We start from the raw sequence: 24,849 nt of genomic DNA on the forward strand, positions 1-24,849 counted from the left end.
CTCAACCTGGTGGCGGTCAGAGGGTCTCCCGCATCACGCGTATCAGCCGTTCGCGTTCGCGGCTGAATTCCTTGCGCGGACGGCTGAGCTCTTCGTCGTTGTACGGAATGCCCCGGCCTACTGCGTCGCGGTAGGCGATCAAGAGTTTGATCAATTGGCTCGTAGAAACCGTCATTTCATCGCTCGTCACCAACGAGAGCTCGAAGCGCCGAGCAAGCACACTGCTGTCCCGAAGCACTGTCAATGCACGGGCTCGCGCAGTCTCATCGTTGTCGTGACCTTGGCTGATGTTCCATAAGATCTCACTCGCTTCTGCCGTCGCCTGCAGAAAAGCCGCGTAAGCCGACCGCAGTTCGCTCCGTTTGTTTAACTCCCGATCTCTACGCGATCGGTGGCGATCCACTAGAAACGAAGATCCCAGAGCGATCAAACCGCCGATCGCGGTACTCACTGGTGCTGTCCACTCCATATCGTCAGCTTGCTACCTATTCGATTCGCGAAACGCCGCTTGGTGCAGAGAACGTCCAGCTCCATCCACGCGCTGCCCAGCCCGGTGAGCTCCGAGGTGGCCTTGCCGTCGTCGTCGACGCGGGCGGCCTTGCAGTGCTCGATGTAGCCGGTCTTGTCGGTCTTCTTCACCGGCCACAGCAAAACGGCTCCGCGGTCGATCGCAGCGTGCGTCGACGCGTTGATGGCCGCGCCGGTGAGCATGGCTCTGTCGGCACTGGCGGCCAAAGACGACGACGTCCAGCGGCTCCGCCGCGAGCCAACTGATCGTTTCAGAATGAGTTGAGCTGCGTGTCTTGTGCTCGACGATCTTGGTGGGCATGGTGTCGGAGTGCGTGCTGATCTTGTTCCTGACGACCTGTGGGAGCGGGTGGCCCCGCTGCTGCCGCCCACTCCCGAGCGCCGCCGTGGGCATCCGGGACGGTTGCGCGTTCCCGACCGAGTGGCACTCGCCGGCGTGATGTACGTGCTACGGACCGGTGTCGCATGGCGTGATGTCCCCGTGGAGACGGTGGGCTGCTCCGGGGTGACGGCCTGGCGGCGACTGCGGGACTGGACCGAGGCCGGCGTCTGGCCACGCTTGCACGCCGCGCTGCTGACCGAGCTTCGTCACGCGGGCCTGCTGGACCTGAACGACTGCTCCGTGGACGGATCGCACGTCCGGGCTCTCAAAGGGGAGATCACGTCGGCCCCTCACCCGTCGACCGTGCCCGCCCCGGCTCCAAGCACCACCTGATCGTCGACCGTCACGGGACCCCGCTCGCCGTCACGCTCACCGGCGGGAACCGGCACGACGTCACCCAGCTCCTGCCCCTGCTGGACGCCATCCCATCGATTCGGGGACTGCGGGAACGCCCCCGCCGCAAACCGCGGCGCCTGTACGCCGACCGGGGCTACGACTTCGACAAGTACCGCCGCCTGCTGTGGAAGCGCGACATCAAACCCATGATCGCCCGACGCGGCGTTGCCCACGGCTCCGGACTGGGCAAAGTGCGCTGGGTTGTCGAGCGCGCCTTCGCCTGGCTGCACCAGTTCAAACGGCTCCGCACCCGCTATGAACGACGCGCAGATCTCCACCAGGGCCTGCTCAAACTGGCCTGCGGCCTCATATGCCTTCGCCGTCTCCGAGCCTCATCCTGAGACGATCAGTTGGCTACGCCGAACCACCCCGGCCGCACCTCGTTCAGAAGCGGTTGCAGCGACTACACTGCGGACCGCATCTCCTGATCCGTGACGTCAAGAGGCTCCGGCAGACTCAGCCCATACCCGCGCAGCCGCCACAGGTCGAAGACTTCGCTCCCGTCGGCTGCAAAGTCCACATCGACCTCAGTGCCGTTGTCGCTAACGAAGCGGCACCCCGCGCACACCAGCTGATGGACACCGCTGGATGGTGCGCCGGCACCCTCACCGACGAACAGGGCGCGGTCTGTCTGCTCGGAGCGATCCGTCAGGCAGCGAGAGGGGACCGAGGCCTGGAGGCCGACGCTGCGGCCGTCCTGCTCGACACCATCCGCCGTCGCTTCGGCGATGTGGAGTCCGTGCCCGCGTTCAACGACGCGTGGGCCAACGGACGTGCGTCGATCCGGATGCTGCACGAGGCAGCCTCATCCGCAGACGCGCGAGGCATCTGACCGACAGGGCGGGTCAGTCTTCCCACTCGATGATCAGCTGCCCGGCGTCGTTGACGTACGCCGGATACACGTAGCCGCCGACGACCGCGCGGTTGATGACGACTTCCACCGTCTCGTCAGCGACCAGCCACAGCACCCCGTTCTCGTCCGTGGTCGCCTGCCACGTGTAGCCCTCGGTGTCGATCACCGCATCGAACTCGATCACGCTGCTCCCCCTTACGCCTTCGTGGCCGTCCCAGCGTGACGCACCACCGCACCGCAGCAACAGACCATCCCCGGACCACCTGCCTCACGCCCGTAGGCCGCTACAGCGGGCGGGCGCGGGGCAGGCCGCCCGGCCTCAGCACTACCCACCGACATCCAAGGAGATGAGTCGTGGCAAAGGGTCCCGCCGTCATGGACACCTCAGGGTTCTAACGCGTCAAGTCCTCGTCGGTGAGTCCGTGGCTTCCCCAGCGATTCCAGAGCGTGCGATGCCAGTCGTCGGCGTCGGGTCCCGGGCGTTTCACGGCTGGCAGTGGTCCTGAGCTGGTCTCGATCAGGTGCAGCAGCGACCAGGCAACGCCATAGCAGTCATCGGGGCCGAAGCAGCCAGCCAGAGCATGAGCCTCGTCGGGTGTGACTGGCGCGGAGATGGCCTCGATTTGCCGGAATCGGCGGTCAACGAGCTCCTCGTCGTCGGTGTCCCAGTCGGGGAGGGGGCCATCGGCGACGAAGGCCTGAACTTCGGGTCTCATCCTTGAATGATCGACTGCTGTGGGTGATCTGAGCAAGGTAGCCGCAGGTCAGGCGCCCGCGCATCTGCCACCACCCCGAGGACCGCGCGCCGCTCTATGCGGAGGTCTCAGCAGACCCGGTTCGCCGGAGGCGTCGCAGCCCTCCTACTCGAACATCCGTAGAGGCTTGCGCCCCCTCGGAATGCCCTTGACTACGGATTAGGTGTGCTGACCGAACCGCCCCAACCGACCTGGTGGAAGGCCAACCGGCACAAAGTGCTGCTGGTGGTCGGCCTGCTGGTCGGCTACTGGATCGGCACCCACCTGCACGCGCCCCGGCATCACAGCCGGACACCCCCAGCCGGGGCCCGGAGCACGCGCGCACCGACCCCGGCCCGGTCTGACCCGACACCTCCTGCGCCCCGCTCCCCCGCTCCTTGCGGTGCGGGGCGCAGTCCTGTCTGCCCACCGCGATCTGGAGGACCTGCCCGTGCTCATCCCCCGCCCGCGCCGCCGGATAGGCCGGCCCCGCCCGCAGCGACCCGGCCCCCGCTACCCGCGCCGCCCCGCCCGCATCGCCCAGGCCTGGAGCCGGTGATGGACAAAGCCCACTTTCAACGGAGACGTGCTGCTGGAGGCGTACGGCTGGGGCACCGCGCCCGAAGGGCTCGCTACGCGCCGCCAGTTACGCGCTCTCGGCCAGCGTCCCGCAGGGCAGGAGCCGATCATCCTGAGGTGCCGGCCGTGCGGGGTACTGGCCGGGCCGCGTCTGCACGAGGCCCACCTACCTGTACCGGATCGACCGCGCCAAGCCTGTCCGGCCGATGACTCTCGCTCAGGAGCGGGCGCTGGACCGGGCGATGGAGGCACGGACGCGCTGCCCCAAGTGTCGGCGCCGGTATCACCACTGTCTGCCGCTGCGCACTCTCGGCAGTTGCCTGGAGTGCCACGACGGCACCCCGGCCGATCCCGCCAACTACGTCCACGAGTCATGCCACGACCTGGTGGCGTGATCGGCATCGAATTCGCTGATCCCTGGCCGGACGAACCCCCGTTTTAACAGGCCAGGGCTGGTGGCCGCGCATCGGCAAAGAACCGCTCCCTCCTTCACCTTTTGAGATCACCGAAGGCCACACCACCAGAAAGTCACTCTTCCGGGTAAGGCGCCCAGGGGCGGGTCGGGTCCGTCGCTGTGGTGAGCGCTTGGACTTCCCGAAGCATCACGAGCTTTTCCCAGGTGAGCAGCCACTGCCTCTCGTCGCCGTCCAGCGCGCGAACGACGGACTCAAGGACCGGCCACTTCGGCAGTCGCTTCCCGCTGAACAGGTCGGAGAGCGTCGAGGGACTGGCAATTCCTGGAAACTCGGGGTTCTCCTCGATCTTCTTCGAGAGCTGGCGCAACGTGGGTGCACCAGCTTCGACGCGGAGCCTCCTGAGCTGTTCGGCCATGTCCTGCACTGCCGAGCGGAGCCTTTCGTCGCCTGCTTGTTCTGGGACTGGTGGTGGTGTGGCCTTCGGTGCTTGTTCTAGGGCTGGTGCTGGTGTGGCCTTCGGCTCTGCTGTCGGGGTCACGCGGCCTTTGGAGGGCCGAGCAGCACGTAGCTCTTCCAGTTCGGCTTCTGTAACGGTGCGCCGGGTGAGCCATTCCGTTGCGTCACCGCCCCAAGCTGTGACCAATGCTCCTAACACGGAGCGGGTAGGCAGGCGCCGTCCCCGCAGCGCCGCGAAGAGTGTGGAACGAGGGATATGAGTCCGCGCTGCGATTTGATCCACGCTGGGGGCCTCGAAGCCGGCGGCGTCACGCAACGCTCGGAGCTTGAGCGCAAAGCGCGCGAGGGGACCGTCTGATGGCGCCAGGTGCGAGGGCCGTCTCGGCATGACCACCCCATCTGCAGTTTGTTGTCGTGTATAGAGCGCAGATTGTGCTCGTATTGTCTCGACCAATTGAACAGGGTCAGGGGGCAACACATGCTGGAAAAGCAACAGTTGACCAGCCGCCAGCGACCCCTGCCTCCGAGCTCAAGAGGACGACTGGCGGCCCAGCCAGCCGACGTTGTCGGCAGAACGGACGTGACCGCATGGGTCAGTCGCTCTCGCATCGTCTCCCATGGCGCCCCTGGGCGCGCAAGGGATCCAAGGAGGTTGGCGTCCTCGTGGTGATCGTCATCGTGGTCGTGGGCCTGTCCCTGGTCCTGCCCGCCGTGCAGATCGCCGCATGCACTGGTCTGTTCAGTGCGATTGCCAGTGCGGTGGCACTCACCTGTTGTACTGAGCGCGGCGCACTGCGTCGGCGAGCCTGAGGCCCGGCGGCAGGGGGACGGCGTCACGGGCGTCGTCCCCCTGCCGCCGTTCTGGAACAGGAGCCGGGGAAGTACGGCTGAACGTACTTAAGGCGTCGTTTCTTTTGGCGTGATTGTTCGTTGAACTGTGCATGGCGGATCTGGTTGAGCGGCTGGTGCCGGACGAGTTGTGGGCGCTGTTCTGGCGGGTGGTACCACCGACGGAGGTGAGGCGTCCGCAGGGCGGGGGCCGGCGGCGCGCCGGTGACCGCGAGACCCTCGCGGCGGTCATCTTCGTGGCCACCTCGGGCTGCACCTGGCGGCAACTGCCGCCCGTGTTCGGGCCGGCCTGGCCCACGGTCTACCGGCGCTTCGCCCAGTGGAGCCGGGCCAGGGTCTGGGCCAGGCTCCATCGGGTCGTCCTCGACGAACTCGGGGCCCGCGGTGAGCTGGACTGGTCGCGGTGCGCGATCGACTCCGTCAGCGTCCGGGCGGCAAAAGGGGGCCACTGACCGGACCGAATCCGACCGACCGCGGCAAGAGCGGATCGAAAATCCACCTGATCACGGACCGAAACGGGCTGCCCCTGTCGCTGGGCATCTCCGGCGCCAACATGCACGACAGCCTCGGCCTGGAACCGCTGGTGCGCGGGATCCCGCTCATCCGCTCCCGACGCGGACCACGCCGCCGACGTCCGGCCAAGCTCCATGCCGACAAGGGATATGACTACGACCACCTGCGCCGCTGGCTACGAAAGCGCGGAATCCGCCACCGCATCGCCCGTAAGGGCATCGAGTCCTCCACACGGCTGGGCCGCCACCGCTGGGTCGTGGAGAGGACGGTCTCCTGGCTCGCCGGATGCCGCCGCCTGCATCGTCGCTACGAACGCAAGGCCGAGCACTTCCTCGCCTTCGTCGGCATAGCCTCAGCCCTCATCGGCTACCGCCGACTCATCAGATGAAGCAGCGCCTCATAACGCCTACTCGTCCCCAGCACGGTCGCGTCGCAGCAAGTCGGTGACCCGGCCTAGCCACCCTCTGCTGGGCTGGTTGTCCCTGCCAATCAAGAAGCGCGCTGTCTGCAGCGGGTCACGCGGGGGCTGGCCCGTTTGGTGGCGGTGCCAGTAGATGGCCACCCTCCGCTCCAGATCGCCCAGGTCAACGCTGCCGGTCCTGGACAGAACGACCGCCCCCTCCGGCCCTTCGGGGGCAGTGAGCGTCAACACGCCACCGTCCGGTGAGTACGCCGCTCTGTACTCACCCTCATCTACGTCAATCGCCTCAATCCAGTTCGTAGCGTGAATGTAGGACTCGAAGACGAGCAGGTCCTCGTCGCGATCGAAGATGAGCACGGTGTCGGGAGGCAGCTCCATACCGATCACTGTGGCAGCCCCGCTCGTCGTGCAGCCACCAAAATAAACGGCGTCTAATACTGCAACGGTGTTTGTGCTGAGTGGTGGGCAGTTTTCAGGGGCTGTGTCCGCGTCGTTTGTAGTGGCTGATGCGGGCCTGGTGCTGGCGTCGTCGTCGCCAGTGTGACCAGTGCAGGATGTGGTTGACCGGGGTGGGGCGGCGGTTGGCGAGTCGGGTGATCAGGCGTCGGATCTCGGCGAGGCTGAGGTGGATGAGCTGGGAGGATCCGTTTCTGCTTTCTCCATGTCCAGTTGTCGGGCCCGCAGGACGGTCAGGCAGGCGTGGGCGGCCATGGCCAGGGTCATGTGGCGGTGCCAGCCGGGGTAGCGGCGGACCTGGTAGTCGGCGAGGCCACATTCCTGTTTCGCGGTCTGGAAGCATTCCTCAACTGCCCACCTGCTTCCGGCGATGCGGATCAGCTCGTCCAGCGTGGTCCCGGCCGGGCAGTAGGCGATGTAGTAGGAGATCTCCTCGGGCCTGCTCACGCTGCGGCGGGCGAGAACCCAGTGGCGGCGGTCCTCGCGGTGCCAGGGCCGGACCTCGACGCGGGCCCAGTCATAGATCCGATGGCCGTGGGCTCCCTGCCCGCACGAGCGGCGCTTCCACTTCTGCCGTGGCAGTCCGGGAAACAGCTCGTGCACGGGGTGGTCGATGGACCAGCGGGTGACGACGGTGTCGTGCCGGGTGGTGGCCATGACATGGAAGACGTCGGCCTGCTCTAGCTCGAACCTCCAGCCCTTGCTGAAGCCGTAAGCGGCGTCCGCCGTCACCCACCCGAACGGGACCCGGTCGGCGATGGCCCGGCGGACCATCGCCTTGGCCACGGCCACCTTCGTCTCGAAGGCGACACTGTCGTCGATGCCGGCCCGCCGGCAGCGTTCCCGGTCGTCCGTCCATGAGGTGGGCAGATACAGACGGCGGTCGATCAGCGTGCGTCCGCGGCCAGTGGCATAGGCGACGAAGACGCCGATCTGGGAGTTCTCCGTGCGGCCCGCAGTGCCGGAGTACTGCCTTTGCACCCCAGCCGAGCGAGTGCCCTTCTTCAGGAAGCCGGTGTCATCGACGATGAGCACCGCATCCCGGTCACCGAGGTTGTCGACCACGTATCGGCGCACGTCGTCGAGGACCTCGTCGGCGTCCCACTCGATCCGGTTCAGCATCCGTTGGATGCGATCCGGCCCGGCATGGCCGGCCTCCTCAGCCAGGGTCCAGCCGTTCTTGCGCTGCAGCGGAGCGATCAGGCCCCGCATATAGGTCAACGCCGACTGGCGCGGCTCCTCCCGATTGAACCGGTGCACGAACCGCTCATGCAGAGCCTTCAGTTCACCCGCCCACAGCCTGACATCAGCAAGGTCCCCACCCATGACCACACCAACGACCGAACTGGCCAGCAGTCACGGCAAAGACCGTTGCAGTACTAACTAAGTCGCAGCATGACGTCCATGTCCAAGAATCAGGAAGCGGTGGAAGAGCACCGCGGCACCGAAGCCCTGCTGGCCGTCCTCGACGCTGCGGACCAGATGCCGAGCGCCACTCGGCTGCGGGCCCGTTCCTACGAACTGCTGTCTCTCGTCCCGGACTCGACCGTAGTGGACGTCGGCTGCGGCGCCGGACGAGCCGTCGCCGAGCTGGCCGAACGCGGCATCCACGCGGTGGGCGTGGACCCCAGCCCGTGGATGCTGGCCGCGGCCCAGGAGCGGTGGCCGGAGGCCGAGTTCCTGGAGGCGGGGGCGGAGGATCTGCCGTTCGCCGACGGAAGCGTGCGCGGCTACCGTGCCGACAAGGTCTTCCACGTACTTCAGGAGCCAGGGCGCGCGGTGGCGGAGGCACGACGGATCCTCTGCCCGGGCGGCAGAATCGTCCTGATCGGTCAGGACTGGGACGCCATCATGATCGACTCGGATGACGCGGCGCTCACCCGCACGATCGTGCACGCCCGCGCCGACCTCCTGGGCACGCCCCGCGCCGGCCGTCAGTACCGCAGCCTGCTCCTGGCCGGTGGCTTCGACGATGTCACGGTCGAGGTGCACACCAGCGTGTTCACCGACCCCGCGACGCTGTCGCTGCTCGCGAGGCTCGCCGAGTCGGCCTGCGCCGGCGGCGCCGTCGGCCGTGACCAGGCGGATCAGTGGCTTGCCGAACAGCGCCGACGCGCCGAGGCCGGCCGATTCCTCGTCGCCATCCCGTTCTTCGTGGCCTCCGCCTCCGCCTGAAGTGCCGTCCGGCCGCCTGCATCGGAAGCCGTTCGAGAACTTCGTGGAACCAACGCCTTGAGACACCACAGTTGGCCGACTGTCTTCGACCGAACCCAGCAACCCGACACGGCATGAGCTCCTGCCTGGGCAGGCATCATTTTCCAGACGAAGCGACGGAGTAGCTCAGGTCCATGGCCGTCAGCGAGACAGGCTCCAAGCGGAGCCACATCGTGCCCCGTTCGCCCGGATCGTCATACAGATAGCGCACGAACCGTTCATCCCAAACAGCTTCGTCCGCGCCCAAATAGCGGGACAGCTTACGTCGGCCCCTCGGCACGTCGAAAGGCACGAGCTCAGCCCGTCCTCGGGCGATCACCTGCTGAACACGTCCCGTCGCGAGGTCGCATTCATCCACCACGAGAGCGACTTTCGGATCATCCTTCACCCGGTCGAACAAACGGGCCCACGGGCCCGTCAGCACCCAGAAGGCCTCGTCCTCCCACAGGAACCAGACGGGACGCACCGTGGGCCCGCTGGTCGCCATGCGAGCAGTCAGCGGCCGCCGCAGGAACGCGTCCACGTCGAAATCACGAGATGCCACAGCCCCATGTTCCGGCTTCACGCGTCACTTTCCTACCGACCTCCGACCTAGGGCGCGTTTTCGAAAGTGGATCTTGTTGGTGAGAAGACTCGACGCGGGCCCAGTCGAACACGCGCGGGCCGTGGGCACCGCACCAACGGGCAACGAAGCGGACACCAGGGCCCGTCACCCACCCGAGCCCCGCACCACCTCCCCGTTCGCCAACTACCAATCGGCGAACTCGCCAACAAGGAATCGGCACGGCGCCAGGACCCGGACCCATCAACGCTTGGCTCGCCGACCACCGCTCGTGGTCACATCACCGTGGGCCACCGTGAGGGCCGGCCGACCGTTCGTCGCGTGATGGATACCGCTCACCGCATACCGTCGACGAGTTGGTGTCGAACGGCTTCACAACCGGGCAACCGCTTCCTATCGTCCGGGATCATGAGTCCCCCTGTCGCGCCACCCGGCTGGAGCCGCTGGCTCGTCCCGCCCGCCGCACTGTCCGTCCACCTCTCCATCGGCCAGGCGTACGCCTGGAGCGTCTTCAAGCCGCCGCTCGAATCCGCGCTCGGCCTCAGCGGGACCCAGAGCGCGCTGCCCTTCCAGCTCGGCATCGTCATGCTCGGACTGTCCGCCGCGTTCGGCGGCACCCTCGTCGAGCGCAACGGACCGCGCTGGGCGATGACCGTCGCCCTGGTCTGCTTCTCCACCGGCTTCCTGATCGCCTCGCTCGGCGCCGCCACCGAGCAGTACTGGCTGATCGTGTTCGGCTACGGCTTCGTCGGCGGGATCGGCCTCGGCATCGGCTACATCTCACCCGTATCGACCCTGATCAAGTGGTTCCCGGACCGGCCCGGCATGGCCACCGGCATCGCGATCATGGGCTTCGGCGGCGGTGCGCTCATCGCCTCGCCGTGGTCCGCGCAGATGCTGAAGTCCTTCGGTTCCGACTCCTCCGGCATCGCGCTCGCCTTCCTCGTGCACGGGCTGTCGTACGCCGTCTTCATGACGCTCGGCGTCCTGCTGGTGCGGGTGCCGCGCGGCGACAAACCGCCGGTCAAGGCCGGACCCGCGCCGCTCGACGGGGTGCAGGTGTCCGCGAACAGCGCCGTGCGCACCCCGCAGTTCTGGTGCCTGTGGGTCGTGCTCTGCATGAACGTGACCGCGGGCATCGGCATCCTGGAGAAGGCCGCCCCGATGATCACGGACTTCTTCGCGGACACCTCCACCCCGGTGTCGGTCTCCGCCGCCGCGGGCTTCGTGGCGCTGCTCTCGGCCGCGAACATGGCGGGCCGGATCGGCTGGTCCTCCACGTCCGACCTGATCGGCCGCAAGAACATCTACCGCGTCTATCTCGGCGTGGGCGCGATCATGTATCTGCTGATCTCGCAGTTCGGGGACTCCTCCAAGCCCCTGTTCATCATCTGCGCCCTGGTGATCCTCTCCTTCTACGGCGGTGGCTTCGCGACGATTCCCGCCTACCTGAAGGACCTCTTCGGCACCTATCAGGTCGGCGCCATCCACGGCCGGCTGCTCACCGCCTGGTCCATGGCGGGCGTTCTCGGCCCGCTGATCGTCAACTGGATCGCGGACCGGCAGAAGGACGCGGGCAAGCACGGCGCCGCGCTCTACGACACCTCGTTCCTGATCATGATCGGGCTGCTGGTCGTCGGGTTCGTCGCCAATGAGCTGGTGCGACCCGTCCACGCCCGCCACCACATCCCCGCCCCGAGGGAGGCCGCCGATGACGACTCCGTCCAGCCCCAGCAGTCCGCCTGACCGCCGTCCACTGATCGCCTTCGCCTGGCTGTGGGTGGGGGCGCCGCTCTGCTACGGCCTGTACGAGCTCGTCCTGAAGGCCAAACAGCTGTTCACCGGGTAACGCCCGGCGTACGGACTGCGGCGCCGGGCAGGTGTGCGGACGCTGGTAGGGCGTCCGAAGGTCTGACAGAAGCCGACAAGCCTGACGCCGCTTTCCTGTGGCAACACCTGCCGTCGTACCCGTGAGTCACTGATCAGACTGGAGGATCCCCCTACCCAAGGCAACGAGGGAGACCCCCCAATGAACGGCTCACGCATCGCGGCCGTCGGCCACTACCAGCCCGCCAAGGTACTCACCAACGAGGACCTGGCGGGCCTGGTCGACACCAGTGACGAGTGGATCACGAGCCGGGTGGGCATCCGCACGCGCCACATCGCCGGTCCCGACGAGCCCGTCGACGAGCTGGCCGCGCACGCCGCGGCCAAGGCGCTCGCGGCGGCCGGTCTGACCGCGGGCGACATCGACCTGGTGCTGGTCGCGACCTCCACGGCGATCGACCGCTCCCCGAACATGGCGGCTCGGGTCGCCGCCCGCCTCGGCGTGCCCTCCCCGGCCGCCATGGACGTCAACGTGGTCTGCGCGGGCTTCACGCACGCGCTCGCCACCGCCGACCACGCCGTGCGCGCGGGGGCGGCGACTCGCGCCCTCGTCATCGGCGCGGACAAGATGTCCGAGGTCACGGACTGGAGCGACCGTACGACCTGTGTCCTGGTCGGGGACGGGGCGGGGGCCGCGGTGGTCGAGGCCGCCGCTCCCGGCACCGAGCCCGGCATCGGGCCGGTGCTGTGGGGATCGGTGCCCGAGATGGGGCACGCCGTACGCATCGAGGGCACGCCCCCGCGCTTCGCGCAGGAGGGACAGAGCGTCTACCGCTGGGCGACGACACGGCTCCCGGCGATCGCCCGGCAGGCCTGCGAGCGGTCCGGGCTCGCGCCCGAGGACCTCGCCGCGGTCGTCCTGCACCAGGCGAACCTGCGCATCATCGAACCCCTCGCCGCGAAGATCGGCGCCGTGAACGCCGTCGTCGCGCGCGATGTCGTCGACTCCGGGAACACCTCCGCCGCCAGCATCCCGATCGCCTTCTCCAAGCTCGTCGAACGCGGCGAGATCAGCACCGGCGACCCGGTGCTCCTGTTCGGCTTCGGCGGCAACCTCTCGTACGCGGGACAGGTCGTCCGCTGCCCCTGACGTGCGCGGACAACGGGGTGTGACGTGTCCGACTCTCCCCGGGCCTGGCCATGGTGCGCCGTAGACTGTAGACGAAAGACAATCGATACTGTCTGTTGACACCTGCTTTCCGGTGACGGTGGCGGTGACGGTGACGGGAAGGCTCGGCAGGAGGGGACCCCGATGTTGTCGACAGGACTGCCGCCGGGGGCGGTGCCCAAGCTCGAACGGCCAGGCCCGCTGCGCGACCGCGTCTACGAGGCGCTGCTCGAACTCATCACGACCCGCGCCCTCCAGCCTGGCCAGCACCTGGTCGAGAGCGAGCTCGCCGGGCATCTCGGCGTCTCCCGGCAGCCGGTCCGCGAGGCGCTCCAGCGGCTGAACACGGAGGGGTGGGTCGATCTTCGGCCCGCCCAGGGCGCCTTCGTGCATGAGCCGACCGAGGAGGAGGCCGACCAGCTCCTCACGGTCCGTACGCTGCTGGAGGCCGAGGCCGCCCGGCTCGCCGCCGCCAACGCGGGCACCGCCGGCATCACCGCGCTCGAGGAGCTGTGCGCCGAGGGTGAGCGCGCGGTCGCCGCCGACGACGTGGACGGCGCGGTCGCGATGAACGCCCGCTTCCACGCGAAGGTCATGGAGCTCGCCGGCAACGCGGTCCTCGCCGAGTTGGCCGCCCAGGTCGACCGCCGGGTCCGCTGGTACTACACCCCGGTCGCCCGGCAGCGCGGCCACCAGTCCTGGATCGAGCACCGCGACCTCATCGCGGCCATCGCCGCCCGCGACGAACCCCGCGCCACCCAGGTCATGCGCGCCCACACGGAGCACACGCGCAAGACGTACCACGAGCGCGAGAAGTAGCCCATAGAGAAGTAGCCCACCTCATTCGGGCGCCCCCCTGAGACCCGGACCGGCCGCGTCCGGGTCTCTCTTTGTCCACTCAGTGGAGAAAGTTGATGGCAATGTCTGCGCAACTTCTTCCCACCCCCGGCAGTCGCTGCTACGTTCCCATCGAAAGCAAGCCACCGGTGATGTGGCCAAAACTCGTTGGACACTGGCCGATTGAGGCGGGGAGGGGCTCGTGAGACGCATGACGGCACGACCCGCGAACGCGCACCAGGCGCGACTGCTGCGACTGCTGCGCGACGGCGGCCCCAACTCCCGGGCCCAGCTCGGCGACCAGATCGACCTCTCCCGGTCGAAACTGGCCGTCGAGGTGGAACGGCTCCTGGAGACCGGGCTCGTGGTCGCCGACGGCCTCGCCGCATCCCGCGGCGGCCGCCGCTCCCACAACATCCGGCTCGCCCCGGCGCTGCGCTTCCTCGGCGTCGACATCGGGGCCACCTCGATCGACGTGGCCGTCACCAACGCGGAACTGGAGGTCCTGGGGCACATCAACCAGCCCATGGACGTCCGTGAGGGACCGGTCGCAGTCTTCGAGCAAGTCCTTTCCATGGCCGCCAAGTTGAGGTCATCGGGGCTCGCGGAGGAATTCGACGGCGCCGGGATCGGCGTCCCGGGTCCGGTCCGCTTCCCCGAGGGCGTTCCGGTCGCACCGCCGATCATGCCCGGCTGGGACGGCTTCCCGGTCCGCGAGGCGCTCAGCCAGGATCTGGGCTGCCCCGTCATGGTCGACAACGACGTGAACCTGATGGCGATGGGGGAGCAGCACGCGGGCGTCGCACGCTCCGTGGGCGACTTCCTCTGCGTCAAGATCGGCACCGGCATCGGCTGCGGCATCGTCGTCGGTGGTGAGGTCTACCGCGGTACGACGGGCAGCGCCGGCGACATCGGGCACATCCAGGCCGTACCCGACGGGCGTCCGTGCGCCTGCGGCAACCGGGGCTGCCTGGAGGCCCACTTCAGCGGCGCCGCGCTCGCCCGGGACGCCACCGAGGCAGCCCAGCAGGGGCTTTCGGCGGAGCTCGCCGCGCGGCTGGAGGCGGCGGGCACGCTGAGCGCCGTCGACGTCGCCGCCGCGGCCGCCGCGGGCGACGCCACCGCCCTCGGACTGATCCGCGAGGGCGGCAACCGCACCGGGCAGGTCATCGCCGGCCTCGTCTCGTTCTTCAACCCCGGCCTGGTGGTGATCGGCGGCGGCGTCACCGGCCTCGGCCACACGCTGCTCGCCGCGATCCGCACGCAGGTGTACCGCCAGTCGCTGCCGCTGGCGACCGGCAACCTACCCATCGTGCTCGGGGAGTTGGGGCCGACCGCCGGGGTCATCGGCGCGGCCCGGCTCATCAGCGACCACCTGTTCTCGCCCGCGTAACCCTGCCAGAGCCGCACGAAACACTCCTGCCAGAGCCGCACCCAAGGTCACCCCCCCGTACAGCGCCCTGCTTCGCCCTGCCCTGAAACCGGCCCGCACGCCCGCCAAGGGGAACCGTCATGGCACCAGAACCACCGCTGCTCACCATGTCCGGCATCACCAAGTCGTTCCCCGGAGTCCGGGCCCTCGACGGCGTCGACCTCGACGTCCAGGCCGGCGAGGTCCACTGTCTGCTCGGCCAGAACGGGGCCGGAAAGTCCACCCTCATCAAGGTCCTGGCCGGCGCCCACCAGCCCGACGGCGGCACCATCGGCTGGCGCGGCGAACCCGTCACGCTCCGCTCCCCGATCGCCGCCATGCGCCTCGGCATCGCCACCATCTACCAGGAACTGGACCTGGTGGAGGGCCTGTCGGTGGCCGAGAACGTCCACCTCGGCCATGAACCCACCGCCGCCGGTTTCGTCGTACGGGGAAAGGCGGCCAAGGCGTCAACGGCGCAGCTGCTACGCCGACTCGGCCATCCGGAGATCGATCCGGCGCGCCTCGTCGGTGAGCTGTCGGCCGCCCAGCAGCAGATCGTCTCCATGGCGCGGGCACTCTCCCACGACGTACGCCTCATCGTCATGGACGAACCGTCCGCCGCCCTCGACCCCGACGAGGTCGACAACCTCTTCCGTATCGTCGGCGACCTCACCGCGGACGGCGTCGCCGTCGTCTACATCTCGCACCGGCTGGAGGAGATCCGTCGCATCGGCGACCGGGTGACCGTACTGAAGGACGGCCGCGCGGTGGCGGGCGGACTGCCCGCGAAGTCCACCCCCACGCGCGAGGTGGTGGCGCTGATGACGGGCCGCAACGTCGAGTACGTCTTCCCGGAACGGCCCACGCGAGGCCCCTCGTCCGAGCCGGTGCTCAGGGTCCAAGGGCTGGCACGCGCGGGCGAGTTCGAACCTCTCGACCTCGAACTGCGCCCCGGCGAGATCGTCGGCCTGGCCGGGCTCGTCGGTTCCGGGCGCTCCGAGATCCTGGAGACGATCTACGGGGCCCGCAAGCCGACCGCCGGCCAAGTCAGTGTGGATGGCCGGGCGTTGCGCACCGGCAGCGTACGTGCCGCCGTCCGCGCCGGACTCGGACTCGCCCCCGAGGAGCGCAAGGCGCAGGCCCTGCTGATGCTGGAGTCCGTCACCCGCAATGTGTCCGTGTCCTCCATGTCCCGCTTCTCACACGGGGGTTGGATCGACCGGAGCGCCGAGCGAGGCGCCGCCCGCGCCGCGACACGTGAGCTGTCGCTGCGCCCCGACAACCCGTCCGTCCCGATCCGGACACTGTCCGGCGGCAATCAGCAAAAGGCCGTCCTGGCCCGCTGGCTGCTGCGCGGCTGCCGCGTCCTGCTGCTCGACGAACCCACCCGCGGTGTCGACGTCGGCGCCCGCGCCGAGCTGTACGCGGTCATCCGTCGCCTCGCCGACGAAGGCCTCGCCGTACTTCTGGTCTCCAGCGAGATTCCCGAAGTTCTGGGGCTGGCTGACCGGGTGATGATTCTCCGCGAGGGCCGGGTGATCCACTCCGGCCCTTCGCGGGAACTGGACGAGTTTCGCGTACTCGACCTTGTCGTGACTCCGCCGTTTCCCGAAGGAGGTGGCTTCTCAATCGGCCGTTGACCGGCCTCATGACGGTCAAGCCCTGACCGTTGCCTGAAGGCACTTGCCAATCTAGCGGCGTTCACGACGGGAGTTGCCCGTGCTCAGCAAACTGCACCCGCCAGGATCAACGGCCGCACGGAAGTCCGATCGCGCGGTGTCCCGCGGCGGCCCATTGCGTGCTCTAGCCGCCCGCGCCGACGTCCGCACCCTCTCGCTGCTCGGCGTGCTCGTCGCCCTGATCGTCATCGGCGGTATCACCAAGCCCGACGAGTTCCTCGACACCCGCAACCTCCAACTCGTCCTCACCCAGGCCTCGGTGATCGGCGTCGTCACCGTGGGCATGACCTTCGTCATCACCTCCGGCGGCATCGACCTGTCCGTCGGTGCGATCGTCGCGCTGTCCTCGGTGTGGGCCACGACGGTCGCCACCCAGGAGTACGGCTTCGCGGGCATCCTCTTCACCGCGGTGCTCGTCGGCGTGGGCTGCGGCCTGGTCAACGGCCTGCTCATCGCGTACGGCGGGATGGTCCCGTTCATCGCGACGCTCGCCATGCTCGCCTCGGCCCGCGGCCTCGCCCTCCAGATCACCGACGGCAAGACCCAGATCGTCACCATCGACGGGATCCTGAAGCTCGGCGAACGCGACTCGTACATCCTCGGCATCCCACCGCTGGTCCTGGTCTTCGCCGTCGTCACGATCATCGGCTGGCTGATTCTCAACCGCACCACCTTCGGCCGCCGCACGGTCGCCGTCGGCGGCAACGCGGAGGCGGCCCGGCTGGCCGGCATCGACGTGCGGCGCCAGCGGCTGTACCTCTACCTGCTCTCCGGACTGTGCTGCGGCATCGCCGCCTTCCTGCTGATCATCCTGTCCGGCTCGGGCCAGAACACCAACGGCAACCTGTACGAACTCGACGCCATCGCCGCCGCGATCATCGGCGGGACCCTGCTCAGCGGGGGCCGCGGCACCATCACCGGTTCGGTGCTCGGTGTCCTGATCTTCACCACGATCACCAACATCTTCGCGCTGAACAACCTGCAGAGCGACGTCCAGCAGATCGCCAAGGGAGCGATCATCGTCGCCGCGGTCCTGGTCCAGCGGCGTACGGCAGCAAGCAGCACCTGACACGGGAAGGCCCCACCGCCATGCCAGAATCCACGAGCTCCACCAGCTTCACGAGCCGCAGAGGACTCCTCTTCGGGACCGCCGCCGCCTCGGCCGGCGCCCTCCTGGTCGGCTGCACCAGCAACGACACCAAGGATGAGAAGGCGGCTGCGAGCAGCCAACCGGCCGGCGACGACAAGCCCGGCAAGCACATCACCATCGGCTTCGCGGGTCCGCAGGCCGACCACGGCTGGCTCAACGCGATCAACGACAACGCCAAGAGCCGGGCCAAGAAGTACTCGGACGTGACGCTGGAGATCACCGAGGGCTCCAACGACACGGCCGCGCAGATCGGCCAGATCGAGACACTGATCAACAAGAAGGTCGACGTCCTGGTGGTGCTGCCCGCCGACGGCAAGGCGCTCACCCAGGTCGGCCTGAAGGCGATGCGTGCGGGCATCCCGGTCGTCAACCTCGACCGGATCTTCAACACCCCGCAGGCGTACCGCTGTTGGATCGGCGGCGACAACTACGGCATGGGCCTCAGTGCCGGCCACTACATCGGCGAGAAGCTGAAGGACAAGCAGGACGCCAAGGTCATCGAACTCGCCGGGCTCGACAACCTGGAACTCACCAAGCAGCGCACCCAGGGCTTCGACGCGGCCCTGAAGAACTACCCCAACATCAAGAAGGTCGCCCGCCAGGCCGCCGACTTCACCGTCGAGTCGGGACAGGCCAAGATGGCCCAACTCCTCCAGGCCCAGCCGAAGTTCGACGCTCTGTGGAACCACGACGACGACCAGGGCGTGGGCGCGCTGCGCGCCATCAAGCAGGCCGGGCGCGAGGACTTCCTGATGGTCGGCGGCGCGGGCGCGCTCTCCGCCTTCCAGGCCATCCAGTCCGACAACAGCGTCCTGAAGGCCACCGTCCTCTACCCGCCGACCATGGCGGCCTCCGCGATCGACCTCGCTCGCGCGCTCGGCCAGGGCAAGGGCATCGGAGGGCTCTCCGAGTTCGAGATCCCGGTCTCGCTCACGCTCTACTCGGCCGTCGTCGACAAGGACAACGTCGGCCAGTACATGGCCACCGGCTTCAGGTGATCCGCCCCGCTCACACCCCCCACAGCGTCACGACGACGAGGAGGACATCCGTATGGGACAGCCGCACCAGGGCGAGGCAGCCGGGGTGGAGGCGGGGTTCGTTGCCGGGCCCGGGGCCGAAGCGGGGCTCGCTTCCGGGCCCGGGCTGGAGGCGGGGCTCGCTTCCGGTCCCGGGGCCGAGGCGGCCGGGGTGAAGGCGGGCAAGCCGACGCTCGGGGTGGGCATGGTCGGTTACGCCTTCATGGGCGCCGCCCACTCCCAGGGCTGGCGCACCGTGGGCCGCGTCTTCGACCTGCCGCGAACCCCGGTCCTCGCCGCCGTCTGCGGCCGGGACGCGAGCGCGGTGCGGGCCATGGCCGACCGGCACGGCTGGGCGGCGGCCGAGACCGACTGGCGGGCCCTGATCGCCCGGGACGACGTCGACCTCGTCGACATCTGCACCCCCGGCGACAGCCATGCCGAGATCGCCCTCGCCGCCCTGGCCGCCGGCAAACACGTACTGTGCGAGAAGCCCCTCGCGAACACGGTCGAGGAGGCGGAGGCGATGACGGAGGCCGCCGAGGCAGCCTTCGCCCGCGGTCAGATGTCCATGGTCGGCTTCAACTACCGTCGACTGCCCGCGACTTCACTCGCCCGGAGGATGGTCGCCGAGGGGCGGCTCGGAGCCCTGCGGCACGTACGGGTGACGTACCTTCAGGACTGGCTGGTGGACCCGGAGTTCCCGCTCACCTGGCGGCTGCGCAAGGAGCTCGCGGGGTCGGGTGCGCTCGGCGACCTCGGGGCCCACATCGTCGACCTCGCCCAGTACCTGGCGGGCGAGCCGGTCGTCGGGGTCTCCGCGCTCACCGAGACGTTCGTACGGGAGCGCCCGCTGCCCGCCGGAGCGTCGAGCGGACTGTCCGCCGTATCGGAGACGAGCCCGCGGGCCGGGGGTGTCGGCACGGTCACCGTCGACGACGCCGCCCTGTTCACCGGCCGCTTCGCCTCCGGCGCCCTCGCCTCCTTCGAGGCGTCCCGCTTCGCGACCGGGCGCAAGAACTCCCTGCGCATCGAACTCAACGGCGAGCGCGGCTCGCTCGCCTTCGACCTGGAACGGCTCAACGAGCTCTCGTACCACGACCACACCGAACCCGGCACGCACGCGGGCTTCCGCCGGATCCTCGTCACCGAGCCCGACCACCCCTACCTGGAAGCCTGGTGGCCGCCGGGCCACGGCCTCGGCTACGAGCACACCTTCACCCACCAGGCCCGCGACCTGGTGCGGGCCATCGCCGTCGGCCGGCGCCCCGAACCGTCCTTCGCCGACGGGCTGCGGGTACAGCGCGTCCTCGCGGCGGTGGAGGAAAGCGCCCAGAAGAACTCCGTCTACACACCCATCGCGGTCTGAGGAGGCCCCGGACATGCCGCGCACCTTCACACTCTTCACCGGCCAGTGGGCCGACCTGCCCCTCGAAGAGGTCTGCCGCCTCGCTCGTGACTTCGGCTACGACGGCCTCGAACTCGCCTGCTGGGGCGACCACTTCGAGGTCGACAAGGCGCTCGCGGACCCCTCTTACATCGACTCCCGGCACGCGCTCCTCGACAAGTACGGCCTCAAGTGCTGGGCGATCTCCAACCATCTGGTCGGCCAGGCCGTCTGCGACGCCATCATCGACGAGCGGCACCGGGCGATCCTGCCCGCCCGGATCTGGGGCGACGGCGAACCCGAGGGCGTACGGCAGCGGGCCGCCGCCGAGATCGCCGACACCGCGCGCGCCGCGGCGGCCTTCGGCGTCGACACGGTCGTCGGCTTCACCGGCTCGGCGATCTGGCACCTGGTCGCGATGTTCCCGCCCGCCCCCGAGTCGATGATCGCGCGCGGCTACGAGGACTTCGCGACGCGCTGGAACCCCATCCTGGACGTCTTCGACGAGCAGGGCGTGCGGTTCGCGCACGAGGTGCACCCCAGCGAGATCGCCTACGACTACTGGACGACGCAGCTCGCGCTCAAGGCGGTCGACCACCGACCGGCGTTCGGACTGAACTTCGACCCGTCCCACTTCGTCTGGCAGGACCTGGACCCGGTCGGCTTCCTCTACGACTTCCGCGACCGCATCTACCACGTCGACTGCAAGGAAGCCCGCAAGCGGCTCGACGGCCGCAACGGCCGCCTCGGCTCGCACCTGCCCTGGGGCGATCCCCGGCGCGGCTGGGACTTCGTGTCGGCCGGGCACGGCGACGTCCCCTGGGAGGACGTCTTCCGCATGCTCCGCTCCATCGACTACACGGGCCCCATCTCGGTCGAGTGGGAGGACGCCGGCATGGACCGGCTCCAGGGCGCACCCGAGGCCCTGACCCGTCTCAAGGCGTACGACTTCGAGCCGCCGTCGGCATCCTTCGACGCGGCGTTCGGCGGCAACGACTGACTTCTCCTGTGTCTCCGGGGTGACGGCGCACCCCGGCGCAAGCACCCGCTCGTACAACCAGCCCCTTTCTGGAGGCATTCGTGCACGGGAAAGACCGCGCCACCCGCACCGACAGAACCGAGACCCACAGAGGACGCCCCGCATTCCGTCGAGCGCTCGCGCTGCTGAGCGGCGCGTTGCTCGCGGCCGCCTCGCTCACCCTCACCGCACCCCCGGCCGGCGCAGCCGTCGCCGACCCGGGGAACACGGCAGCGGCGGAGGACTTCCAGCAGGTCACCCTCGCCAAGGGCGAGCCCGAGGTCGGCGAGCCCATGTCGCTCGCCGTGCTCCCCGACCGCTCGGTCCTGCACACCTCGCGCGACGGCGAACTCCGCCTCACCGACGCGGCCGGAAACACCAGGCTCGCGGGCAAACTCGACGTCTACACGCACGACGAGGAAGGCCTGCAAGGTGTCGGCATAGACCCGGGCTTCGCCGACAACCGCTTCATCTACCTCTACTACGCGCCGCCCCTGAACACCCCGGCGGGCGATGCCCCCGAGACGGGCACGGCGGCCGACTTCGCGCCCTTCGACGGCGTCAACCGTCTCTCCCGCTTCGTCCTCAAGACGGACGGCACCCTCGACACCGCCAGTGAGAAGAAGATCCTCGACGTCCAGGCCACCCGCGGCATCTGCTGCCACGTCGGCGGCGACATCGACTTCGACGCGGCGGGCAACCTGTACCTGTCGACCGGGGACGACTCCAACCCCTTCCAGTCCGACGGCTTCACGCCCATCGACGAGCGCCCCGACCGCAACCCGGTCTTCGACGCCCAGCGCTCGGCCGGCAACACCAACGACCTGCGCGGCAAGATCCTGCGCATCAAGGTGAACGCCGACGGCTCGTACGCCATCCCCGACGGCAACCTCTTCGCGCCCGGCACGGACAAGACGCGGCCTGAGATCTACGCGATGGGCTTCCGCAACCCGTTCCGCTTCAGCGTCGACAAGGCGACGGGCATCGTCTACGTCGGTGACTACGGCCCCGACGCCGGCGCGGCCGACCCGGCACGCGGCCCCGGCGGCCAGGTCGAGTTCGCCCGCGTCACCGGCCCCGGCAACTTCGGCTGGCCGTACTGCACGGGCAAGAACGACGCCTACGTGGACTACGACTTCGCGACGAAGACCTCCGGCGCCGCCTTCGACTGCAACGCCCCGAAGAACACCTCCCCGCACAACACGGGACTGACGGACCTGCCCCCGGCGCAGCCCGCCTGGATCCCCTACGACGGAGCCTCGGTCCCGGAGTTCGGCAGCGGCTCGGAGTCCCCGATGGGCGGCCCGGTCTACCACTACGACGCCTCGCTCGACTCGCCCGTGAAGTTCCCGCAGGCGTACGACGGGAACTTCTTCGCCGGTGAGTTCGGCCGCCGCTGGATCAAGCGGATCGCGAGCGACTCCGCCGGCACGGTGCAGTCCATCAACTCCGTTCCGTGGACCGGCACGCAGGTGATGGACATGGCCTTCGGACCGGACGGCGCCCTGTACGTCCTCGACTACGGCACCGCCTGGTTCGGCGGCGACGAGAACTCGGGCCTCTACCGCATCGAGAACGCCACCGACGGCCACTCGCCCGTCGCGCAGGCCGCGGCCGACCGCACCTCGGGACAGGCCGCGCTCAAGGTGAGCTTCTCCTCGGCCGGTTCGTCCGACGCGGACGGCGACGCCCTCACCTACAGCTGGGACTTCGGCGACGGCGGTACGGCGACGGCGGCGAACCCCTCCCACAAGTACAAGACGAACGGCACCTACACGGCGACGGTGACCGCCAAGGACGCGACCGGCCGCACCGGCAGCGCGAGCGTGCAGATCGTGGTCGGTAACACCGCACCCAAGGTCGTGGTCGAACAACCGCGTGACGGCCAGCTGTTCAGCTTCGGCGACCCCGTGCCGTTCAAGGTGAAGGTCACCGACCCCGAGGACGGCCGAGCGATCGACTGCGCCAAGGTGAAGGTCACCTTCATCCTCGGCCACGACAGCCACGGCCACCCGCTCACCTCGGCGAACGGCTGCTCCGGCACCCTCCAGACCAGCGCCGACGGCGGCCACGACCAGGACGCCAACATCTTCGGAGTCCTCGACGCCGAGTACACCGACGGCGGAGGCGGCGGCCAGGCCCCGCTGACCACCCACGACCAGAACGTGCTCCAGCCCAAGCACCGCCAGGCCGAGCACTACGGCAAGGCCTCCGGCATCACCGTCCAGTCGAAGACCACCGCGCACGGCGGCAAGACCGTCGGCGACATCGACAACGGTGACTGGATCTCCTTCACGCCCTACTCCCTGAGCGACGCCCAGAAGATCACGGCACGCGTCTCCTCCGCCGGCGCGGGCGGCACCCTCGAGATCCGCGCGGGCTCCCCGACCGGCCGCACGCTGGGCCGGGCGACCGTACCGGTGACGGGCGGCTGGGACACCTTCCAGGACGTGAGCGCCGATCTCGCGCACGCCCCGAGCGGCACCACCACGCTCTACCTCGTCTTCAAGGGAAGCGGCACCGGAGCGCTCTACGACGTGGACGACTTCACCTTCACGACGAGCTGACGGGGGGTGACGGTCATGCGCACATCGCTACGCATGCTGACCGTGGGTGCCGCTGCCGCCCTGCTCCTCGGGTGTGTGTCGGGACCGGCGGCGTCGAAGGGCGCGGACGGCCCCGACAGGGGCCGGGTGCTGGTCTTCTCGAAGACCGCGGGCTTCCGGCACGACTCGATCCCCGAGGGGATCGCGGCCGTACGGGAGCTCGGGACCACGGGCGGCTTCGCGGTCGACGCCACGGAGGACGCGGGCGCCTTCACCGCACGCAACCTGGCGCGGTACGACGCCGTCGTCTTCCTCTCGACGACCGGTGACGTCCTCGACACCACCCAACAGGCCGCCTTCGAGCGGTACATCAAGCAGGGCGGCGGTTATGTGGGCATCCACGCGGCCGCCGACACCGAGTACGACTGGGCCTTCTACGGCGGTCTCGCGGGCGCGTACTTCCAGTCGCACCCCGCGATCCAGCCCGCGACGGTCACCGTCGAGGACCGCTCCCACCCGGCGACCTCGGGGCTCCCGAGATCCTGGGAGCGCACGGACGAGTGGTACAACTACCGCTCGAATCCGCGCGACCGGGCCCACGTCCTCGCCTCGCTCGACGAGTCCTCGTACACCGGCGGCACGATGAGCGGCGACCATCCGATCGCCTGGTGCCAGGAGTACCGGGGCGGCCGCGCCTTCTACACCGGGGGCGGCCACACCAAGGAGTCCTACGCCGAACCCGCCTTCCGGCAGCACCTGCTGGGCGGCATCCGGTACGCCATCGGCGCCGCCCAGGCCGACTGCCGCCCGGAGAACGGCTACCGGCCGCTCTTCGACGGCACGGCCGGGTCGCTGGCGGCGTGGAAACAGGCGGGCCCGGGTTCGTTCTCGCTGAGCGACGACGGCACGCTGACGTCGCACGACGGCCTGGGGATGCTCTGGTACGCCGGTTCCGGGTTCGGCTCGTACTCGCTGAAGCTGGACTGGCGGGTGGCCGGGGACGACAACTCCGGGGTGTTCGTCGGGTTCCCGGAGTCCGACGACCCCTGGTCGGCCGTCAACAACGGCTATGAGATCCAGATCGACGCGACCGACGCCCCCGACCGCACCACCGGGGCCGTGTACAGCTTCCAGTCCGCCGACCTGAAGAAGCGCGACCGTGCGCTGAACCCGCCGGGGGAGTGGAACACGTACGAGATCCGCGTGGAGGGCGAGCGCCTCCGCGTCTGGCTCAATGGCGTGAAGATCAACGATTTCACCAACACCGATCCGGTACGAAGCCTGCGTGAAGGACACATCGGCCTCCAGAACCACGGAGCCGACGACCAGGTGTCCTTCCGTGACGTCCGGATCAAGGAACTGCCCACGAAGGGCGACTGACCGGCGGCGGGCGGGGGACGCCGTACCCCCGCCCGCCGTCTCGCCCACCCCTCTTCTTTCTCCTCTCC

27 protein-coding genes and 1 pseudogene are annotated in these 24,849 nt (G+C 68.9%); 18 read left to right on the plus strand and 10 right to left on the minus strand.

Annotated features, from left to right (window positions below; genetic code table 11):
* Positions 1 to 16 precede the first annotated feature (16 nt).
* Together OG798_RS42665 and OG798_RS42670 are read right to left on the minus strand one after the other, a co-directional pair.
* Positions 17 to 451 (minus strand): hypothetical protein, encoded by a 435-nt coding sequence (locus OG798_RS42665; RefSeq protein ID WP_147474143.1) that lies wholly within the window; start codon positions 449 to 451, stop codon positions 17 to 19.
* Positions 448 to 711, minus strand: a complete 264-nt coding sequence (locus OG798_RS42670) for a hypothetical protein (RefSeq protein WP_328758755.1) — start codon at positions 709 to 711, stop codon at positions 448 to 450. The genes OG798_RS42665 and OG798_RS42670 overlap by 4 nt, the downstream gene beginning before the upstream one ends.
* A 127-nt stretch (positions 712 to 838) precedes the next feature.
* Here OG798_RS42670 and OG798_RS42675 point away from each other — a divergent pair.
* Positions 839 to 1,647 (plus strand): IS5 family transposase gene (locus tag OG798_RS42675; RefSeq protein WP_443054019.1). Its coding sequence is split into 2 segments (ribosomal slippage): positions 839 to 1,178 and positions 1,178 to 1,647, totalling 810 coding nucleotides; the frame shifts between segments, so codons are not numbered across the junction.
* Between the two features lie 62 nt (positions 1,648 to 1,709).
* Here OG798_RS42675 and OG798_RS56730 read toward each other — a convergent pair.
* Positions 1,710 to 1,874 carry a DUF6896 domain-containing protein gene (locus OG798_RS56730; RefSeq protein ID WP_413253669.1) on the minus strand — a complete coding sequence of 55 codons (165 nt, stop codon included), beginning with the start codon at positions 1,872 to 1,874 and terminating at the stop codon, positions 1,710 to 1,712.
* Between the two features lie 6 nt (positions 1,875 to 1,880).
* On the opposite strand from OG798_RS56730, the gene OG798_RS42680 reads away from it, so the two are divergent.
* Entirely contained in the window at positions 1,881 to 2,138 is a 258-nt protein-coding gene (locus tag OG798_RS42680; protein WP_121414414.1) for a DUF6197 family protein, read from the plus strand.
* A gap of 13 nt (positions 2,139 to 2,151) precedes the next feature.
* Here OG798_RS42680 and OG798_RS42685 read toward each other — a convergent pair whose 3' ends face one another.
* Together OG798_RS42685 and OG798_RS42690 are read right to left on the minus strand one after the other, a co-directional pair.
* Positions 2,152 to 2,343 (minus strand): hypothetical protein, encoded by a 192-nt coding sequence (locus tag OG798_RS42685; protein ID WP_261692211.1) that lies wholly within the window; start codon positions 2,341 to 2,343, stop codon positions 2,152 to 2,154.
* 208 nt (positions 2,344 to 2,551) lie between these two features.
* Positions 2,552 to 2,875 carry a hypothetical protein gene (locus OG798_RS42690; RefSeq protein WP_121414412.1) on the minus strand — a complete coding sequence of 108 codons (324 nt, stop codon included), beginning with the start codon at positions 2,873 to 2,875 and terminating at the stop codon, positions 2,552 to 2,554.
* A gap of 803 nt (positions 2,876 to 3,678) precedes the next feature.
* On the opposite strand from OG798_RS42690, the gene OG798_RS42695 reads away from it, so the two are divergent.
* Entirely contained in the window at positions 3,679 to 3,867 is a 189-nt protein-coding gene (locus tag OG798_RS42695) for a hypothetical protein (protein ID WP_328758757.1), read from the plus strand.
* A 133-nt stretch (positions 3,868 to 4,000) separates the two neighbouring features.
* Here the strand turns inward: OG798_RS42695 and OG798_RS42700 are convergent, their stop codons facing one another.
* Positions 4,001 to 4,303 (minus strand): helix-turn-helix domain-containing protein, encoded by a 303-nt coding sequence (locus tag OG798_RS42700; protein WP_266937699.1) that lies wholly within the window; start codon positions 4,301 to 4,303, stop codon positions 4,001 to 4,003.
* Positions 4,304 to 4,510: 207 nt separating this feature from the next.
* A pseudogene (locus OG798_RS56735) lies at positions 4,511 to 4,732 on the minus strand (helix-turn-helix domain-containing protein); the annotation flags it as partial.
* A 275-nt stretch (positions 4,733 to 5,007) separates the two neighbouring features.
* On the opposite strand from OG798_RS56735, the gene OG798_RS42705 reads away from it, so the two are divergent.
* Both OG798_RS42705 and OG798_RS42710 read left to right on the plus strand, forming a co-directional pair.
* On the plus strand, positions 5,008 to 5,154 hold the full coding sequence (locus OG798_RS42705; protein ID WP_183127057.1) for a hypothetical protein: 147 nt from the start codon (positions 5,008 to 5,010) through the stop codon (positions 5,152 to 5,154).
* A gap of 131 nt (positions 5,155 to 5,285) precedes the next feature.
* Positions 5,286 to 6,094 (plus strand): IS5 family transposase gene (locus OG798_RS42710; RefSeq protein WP_328758758.1). Its coding sequence is split into 2 segments (ribosomal slippage): positions 5,286 to 5,633 and positions 5,636 to 6,094, totalling 807 coding nucleotides; the frame shifts between segments, so codons are not numbered across the junction.
* 18 nt (positions 6,095 to 6,112) lie between these two features.
* Here OG798_RS42710 and OG798_RS42715 read toward each other — a convergent pair.
* A complete protein-coding gene (locus OG798_RS42715; RefSeq protein ID WP_121414408.1) occupies positions 6,113 to 6,505 on the minus strand; it encodes a hypothetical protein in 393 nt (130 codons plus the stop codon).
* A gap of 219 nt (positions 6,506 to 6,724) precedes the next feature.
* Positions 6,725 to 7,909 (minus strand): IS701 family transposase, encoded by a 1,185-nt coding sequence (locus tag OG798_RS42720; protein ID WP_328758759.1) that lies wholly within the window; start codon positions 7,907 to 7,909, stop codon positions 6,725 to 6,727.
* A gap of 78 nt (positions 7,910 to 7,987) precedes the next feature.
* Here OG798_RS42720 and OG798_RS42725 point away from each other — a divergent pair, with 78 nt between their 5' ends.
* Positions 7,988 to 8,758, plus strand: a complete 771-nt coding sequence (locus OG798_RS42725) for a methyltransferase domain-containing protein (RefSeq protein WP_328758760.1) — start codon at positions 7,988 to 7,990, stop codon at positions 8,756 to 8,758.
* Positions 8,759 to 8,894: 136 nt separating this feature from the next.
* Here the strand turns inward: OG798_RS42725 and OG798_RS42730 are convergent, their stop codons facing one another.
* Entirely contained in the window at positions 8,895 to 9,341 is a 447-nt protein-coding gene (locus OG798_RS42730) for a pyridoxamine 5'-phosphate oxidase family protein (RefSeq protein ID WP_413253607.1), read from the minus strand.
* A gap of 426 nt (positions 9,342 to 9,767) precedes the next feature.
* Between OG798_RS42730 and OG798_RS42735 the strand changes: the two genes are divergently transcribed.
* The 12 genes from OG798_RS42735 to OG798_RS42790 all read left to right on the plus strand — a co-directional run bounded on the left by OG798_RS42735 (position 9,768) and on the right by OG798_RS42790 (position 24,781).
* Positions 9,768 to 11,105 carry an OFA family MFS transporter gene (locus tag OG798_RS42735; RefSeq protein WP_095851609.1) on the plus strand — a complete coding sequence of 446 codons (1,338 nt, stop codon included), beginning with the start codon at positions 9,768 to 9,770 and terminating at the stop codon, positions 11,103 to 11,105.
* A complete protein-coding gene (locus tag OG798_RS42740) occupies positions 11,071 to 11,208 on the plus strand; it encodes an MFS transporter small subunit (RefSeq protein ID WP_165853968.1) in 138 nt (45 codons plus the stop codon). Before OG798_RS42735 ends, OG798_RS42740 begins: the two co-directional genes overlap by 35 nt.
* Positions 11,209 to 11,388: 180 nt before the next feature.
* A complete protein-coding gene (locus OG798_RS42745) occupies positions 11,389 to 12,336 on the plus strand; it encodes a beta-ketoacyl-ACP synthase III (protein ID WP_095851608.1) in 948 nt (315 codons plus the stop codon).
* A gap of 162 nt (positions 12,337 to 12,498) precedes the next feature.
* Positions 12,499 to 13,173 carry a GntR family transcriptional regulator gene (locus OG798_RS42750; RefSeq protein WP_054230090.1) on the plus strand — a complete coding sequence of 225 codons (675 nt, stop codon included), beginning with the start codon at positions 12,499 to 12,501 and terminating at the stop codon, positions 13,171 to 13,173.
* Between the two features lie 229 nt (positions 13,174 to 13,402).
* On the plus strand, positions 13,403 to 14,584 hold the full coding sequence (locus tag OG798_RS42755) for an ROK family transcriptional regulator (RefSeq protein WP_054230091.1): 1,182 nt from the start codon (positions 13,403 to 13,405) through the stop codon (positions 14,582 to 14,584).
* Between the two features lie 119 nt (positions 14,585 to 14,703).
* On the plus strand, positions 14,704 to 16,245 hold the full coding sequence (locus tag OG798_RS42760) for a sugar ABC transporter ATP-binding protein (RefSeq protein ID WP_121414404.1): 1,542 nt from the start codon (positions 14,704 to 14,706) through the stop codon (positions 16,243 to 16,245).
* Between the two features lie 136 nt (positions 16,246 to 16,381).
* Entirely contained in the window at positions 16,382 to 17,353 is a 972-nt protein-coding gene (locus OG798_RS42765; protein WP_267063446.1) for an ABC transporter permease, read from the plus strand.
* A 20-nt stretch (positions 17,354 to 17,373) separates the two neighbouring features.
* Entirely contained in the window at positions 17,374 to 18,432 is a 1,059-nt protein-coding gene (locus tag OG798_RS42770) for a substrate-binding domain-containing protein (protein ID WP_328758761.1), read from the plus strand.
* A gap of 52 nt (positions 18,433 to 18,484) precedes the next feature.
* Positions 18,485 to 19,819: a Gfo/Idh/MocA family protein gene (locus OG798_RS42775; RefSeq protein ID WP_121414402.1), complete on the plus strand. Its 1,335-nt coding sequence runs from the start codon at positions 18,485 to 18,487 to the stop codon at positions 19,817 to 19,819.
* Positions 19,820 to 19,832: 13 nt separating this feature from the next.
* The gene (locus tag OG798_RS42780; protein ID WP_121414401.1) at positions 19,833 to 20,837 is read left to right on the plus strand and encodes a sugar phosphate isomerase/epimerase family protein; all 1,005 of its coding nucleotides are present in this window, start codon (positions 19,833 to 19,835) and stop codon (positions 20,835 to 20,837) included.
* A gap of 80 nt (positions 20,838 to 20,917) precedes the next feature.
* Entirely contained in the window at positions 20,918 to 23,422 is a 2,505-nt protein-coding gene (locus tag OG798_RS42785; protein ID WP_179857003.1) for a PQQ-dependent sugar dehydrogenase, read from the plus strand.
* 15 nt (positions 23,423 to 23,437) lie between these two features.
* On the plus strand, positions 23,438 to 24,781 hold the full coding sequence (locus tag OG798_RS42790) for a ThuA domain-containing protein (protein WP_328758762.1): 1,344 nt from the start codon (positions 23,438 to 23,440) through the stop codon (positions 24,779 to 24,781).
* Positions 24,782 to 24,849: the final 68 nt, after the last annotated feature.

Origin of the sequence: Streptomyces sp. NBC_00271, assembly GCF_036178845.1 — a bacterium.
In the GTDB taxonomy this organism is placed as follows: Bacteria; Actinomycetota; Actinomycetes; order Streptomycetales; family Streptomycetaceae; genus Streptomyces.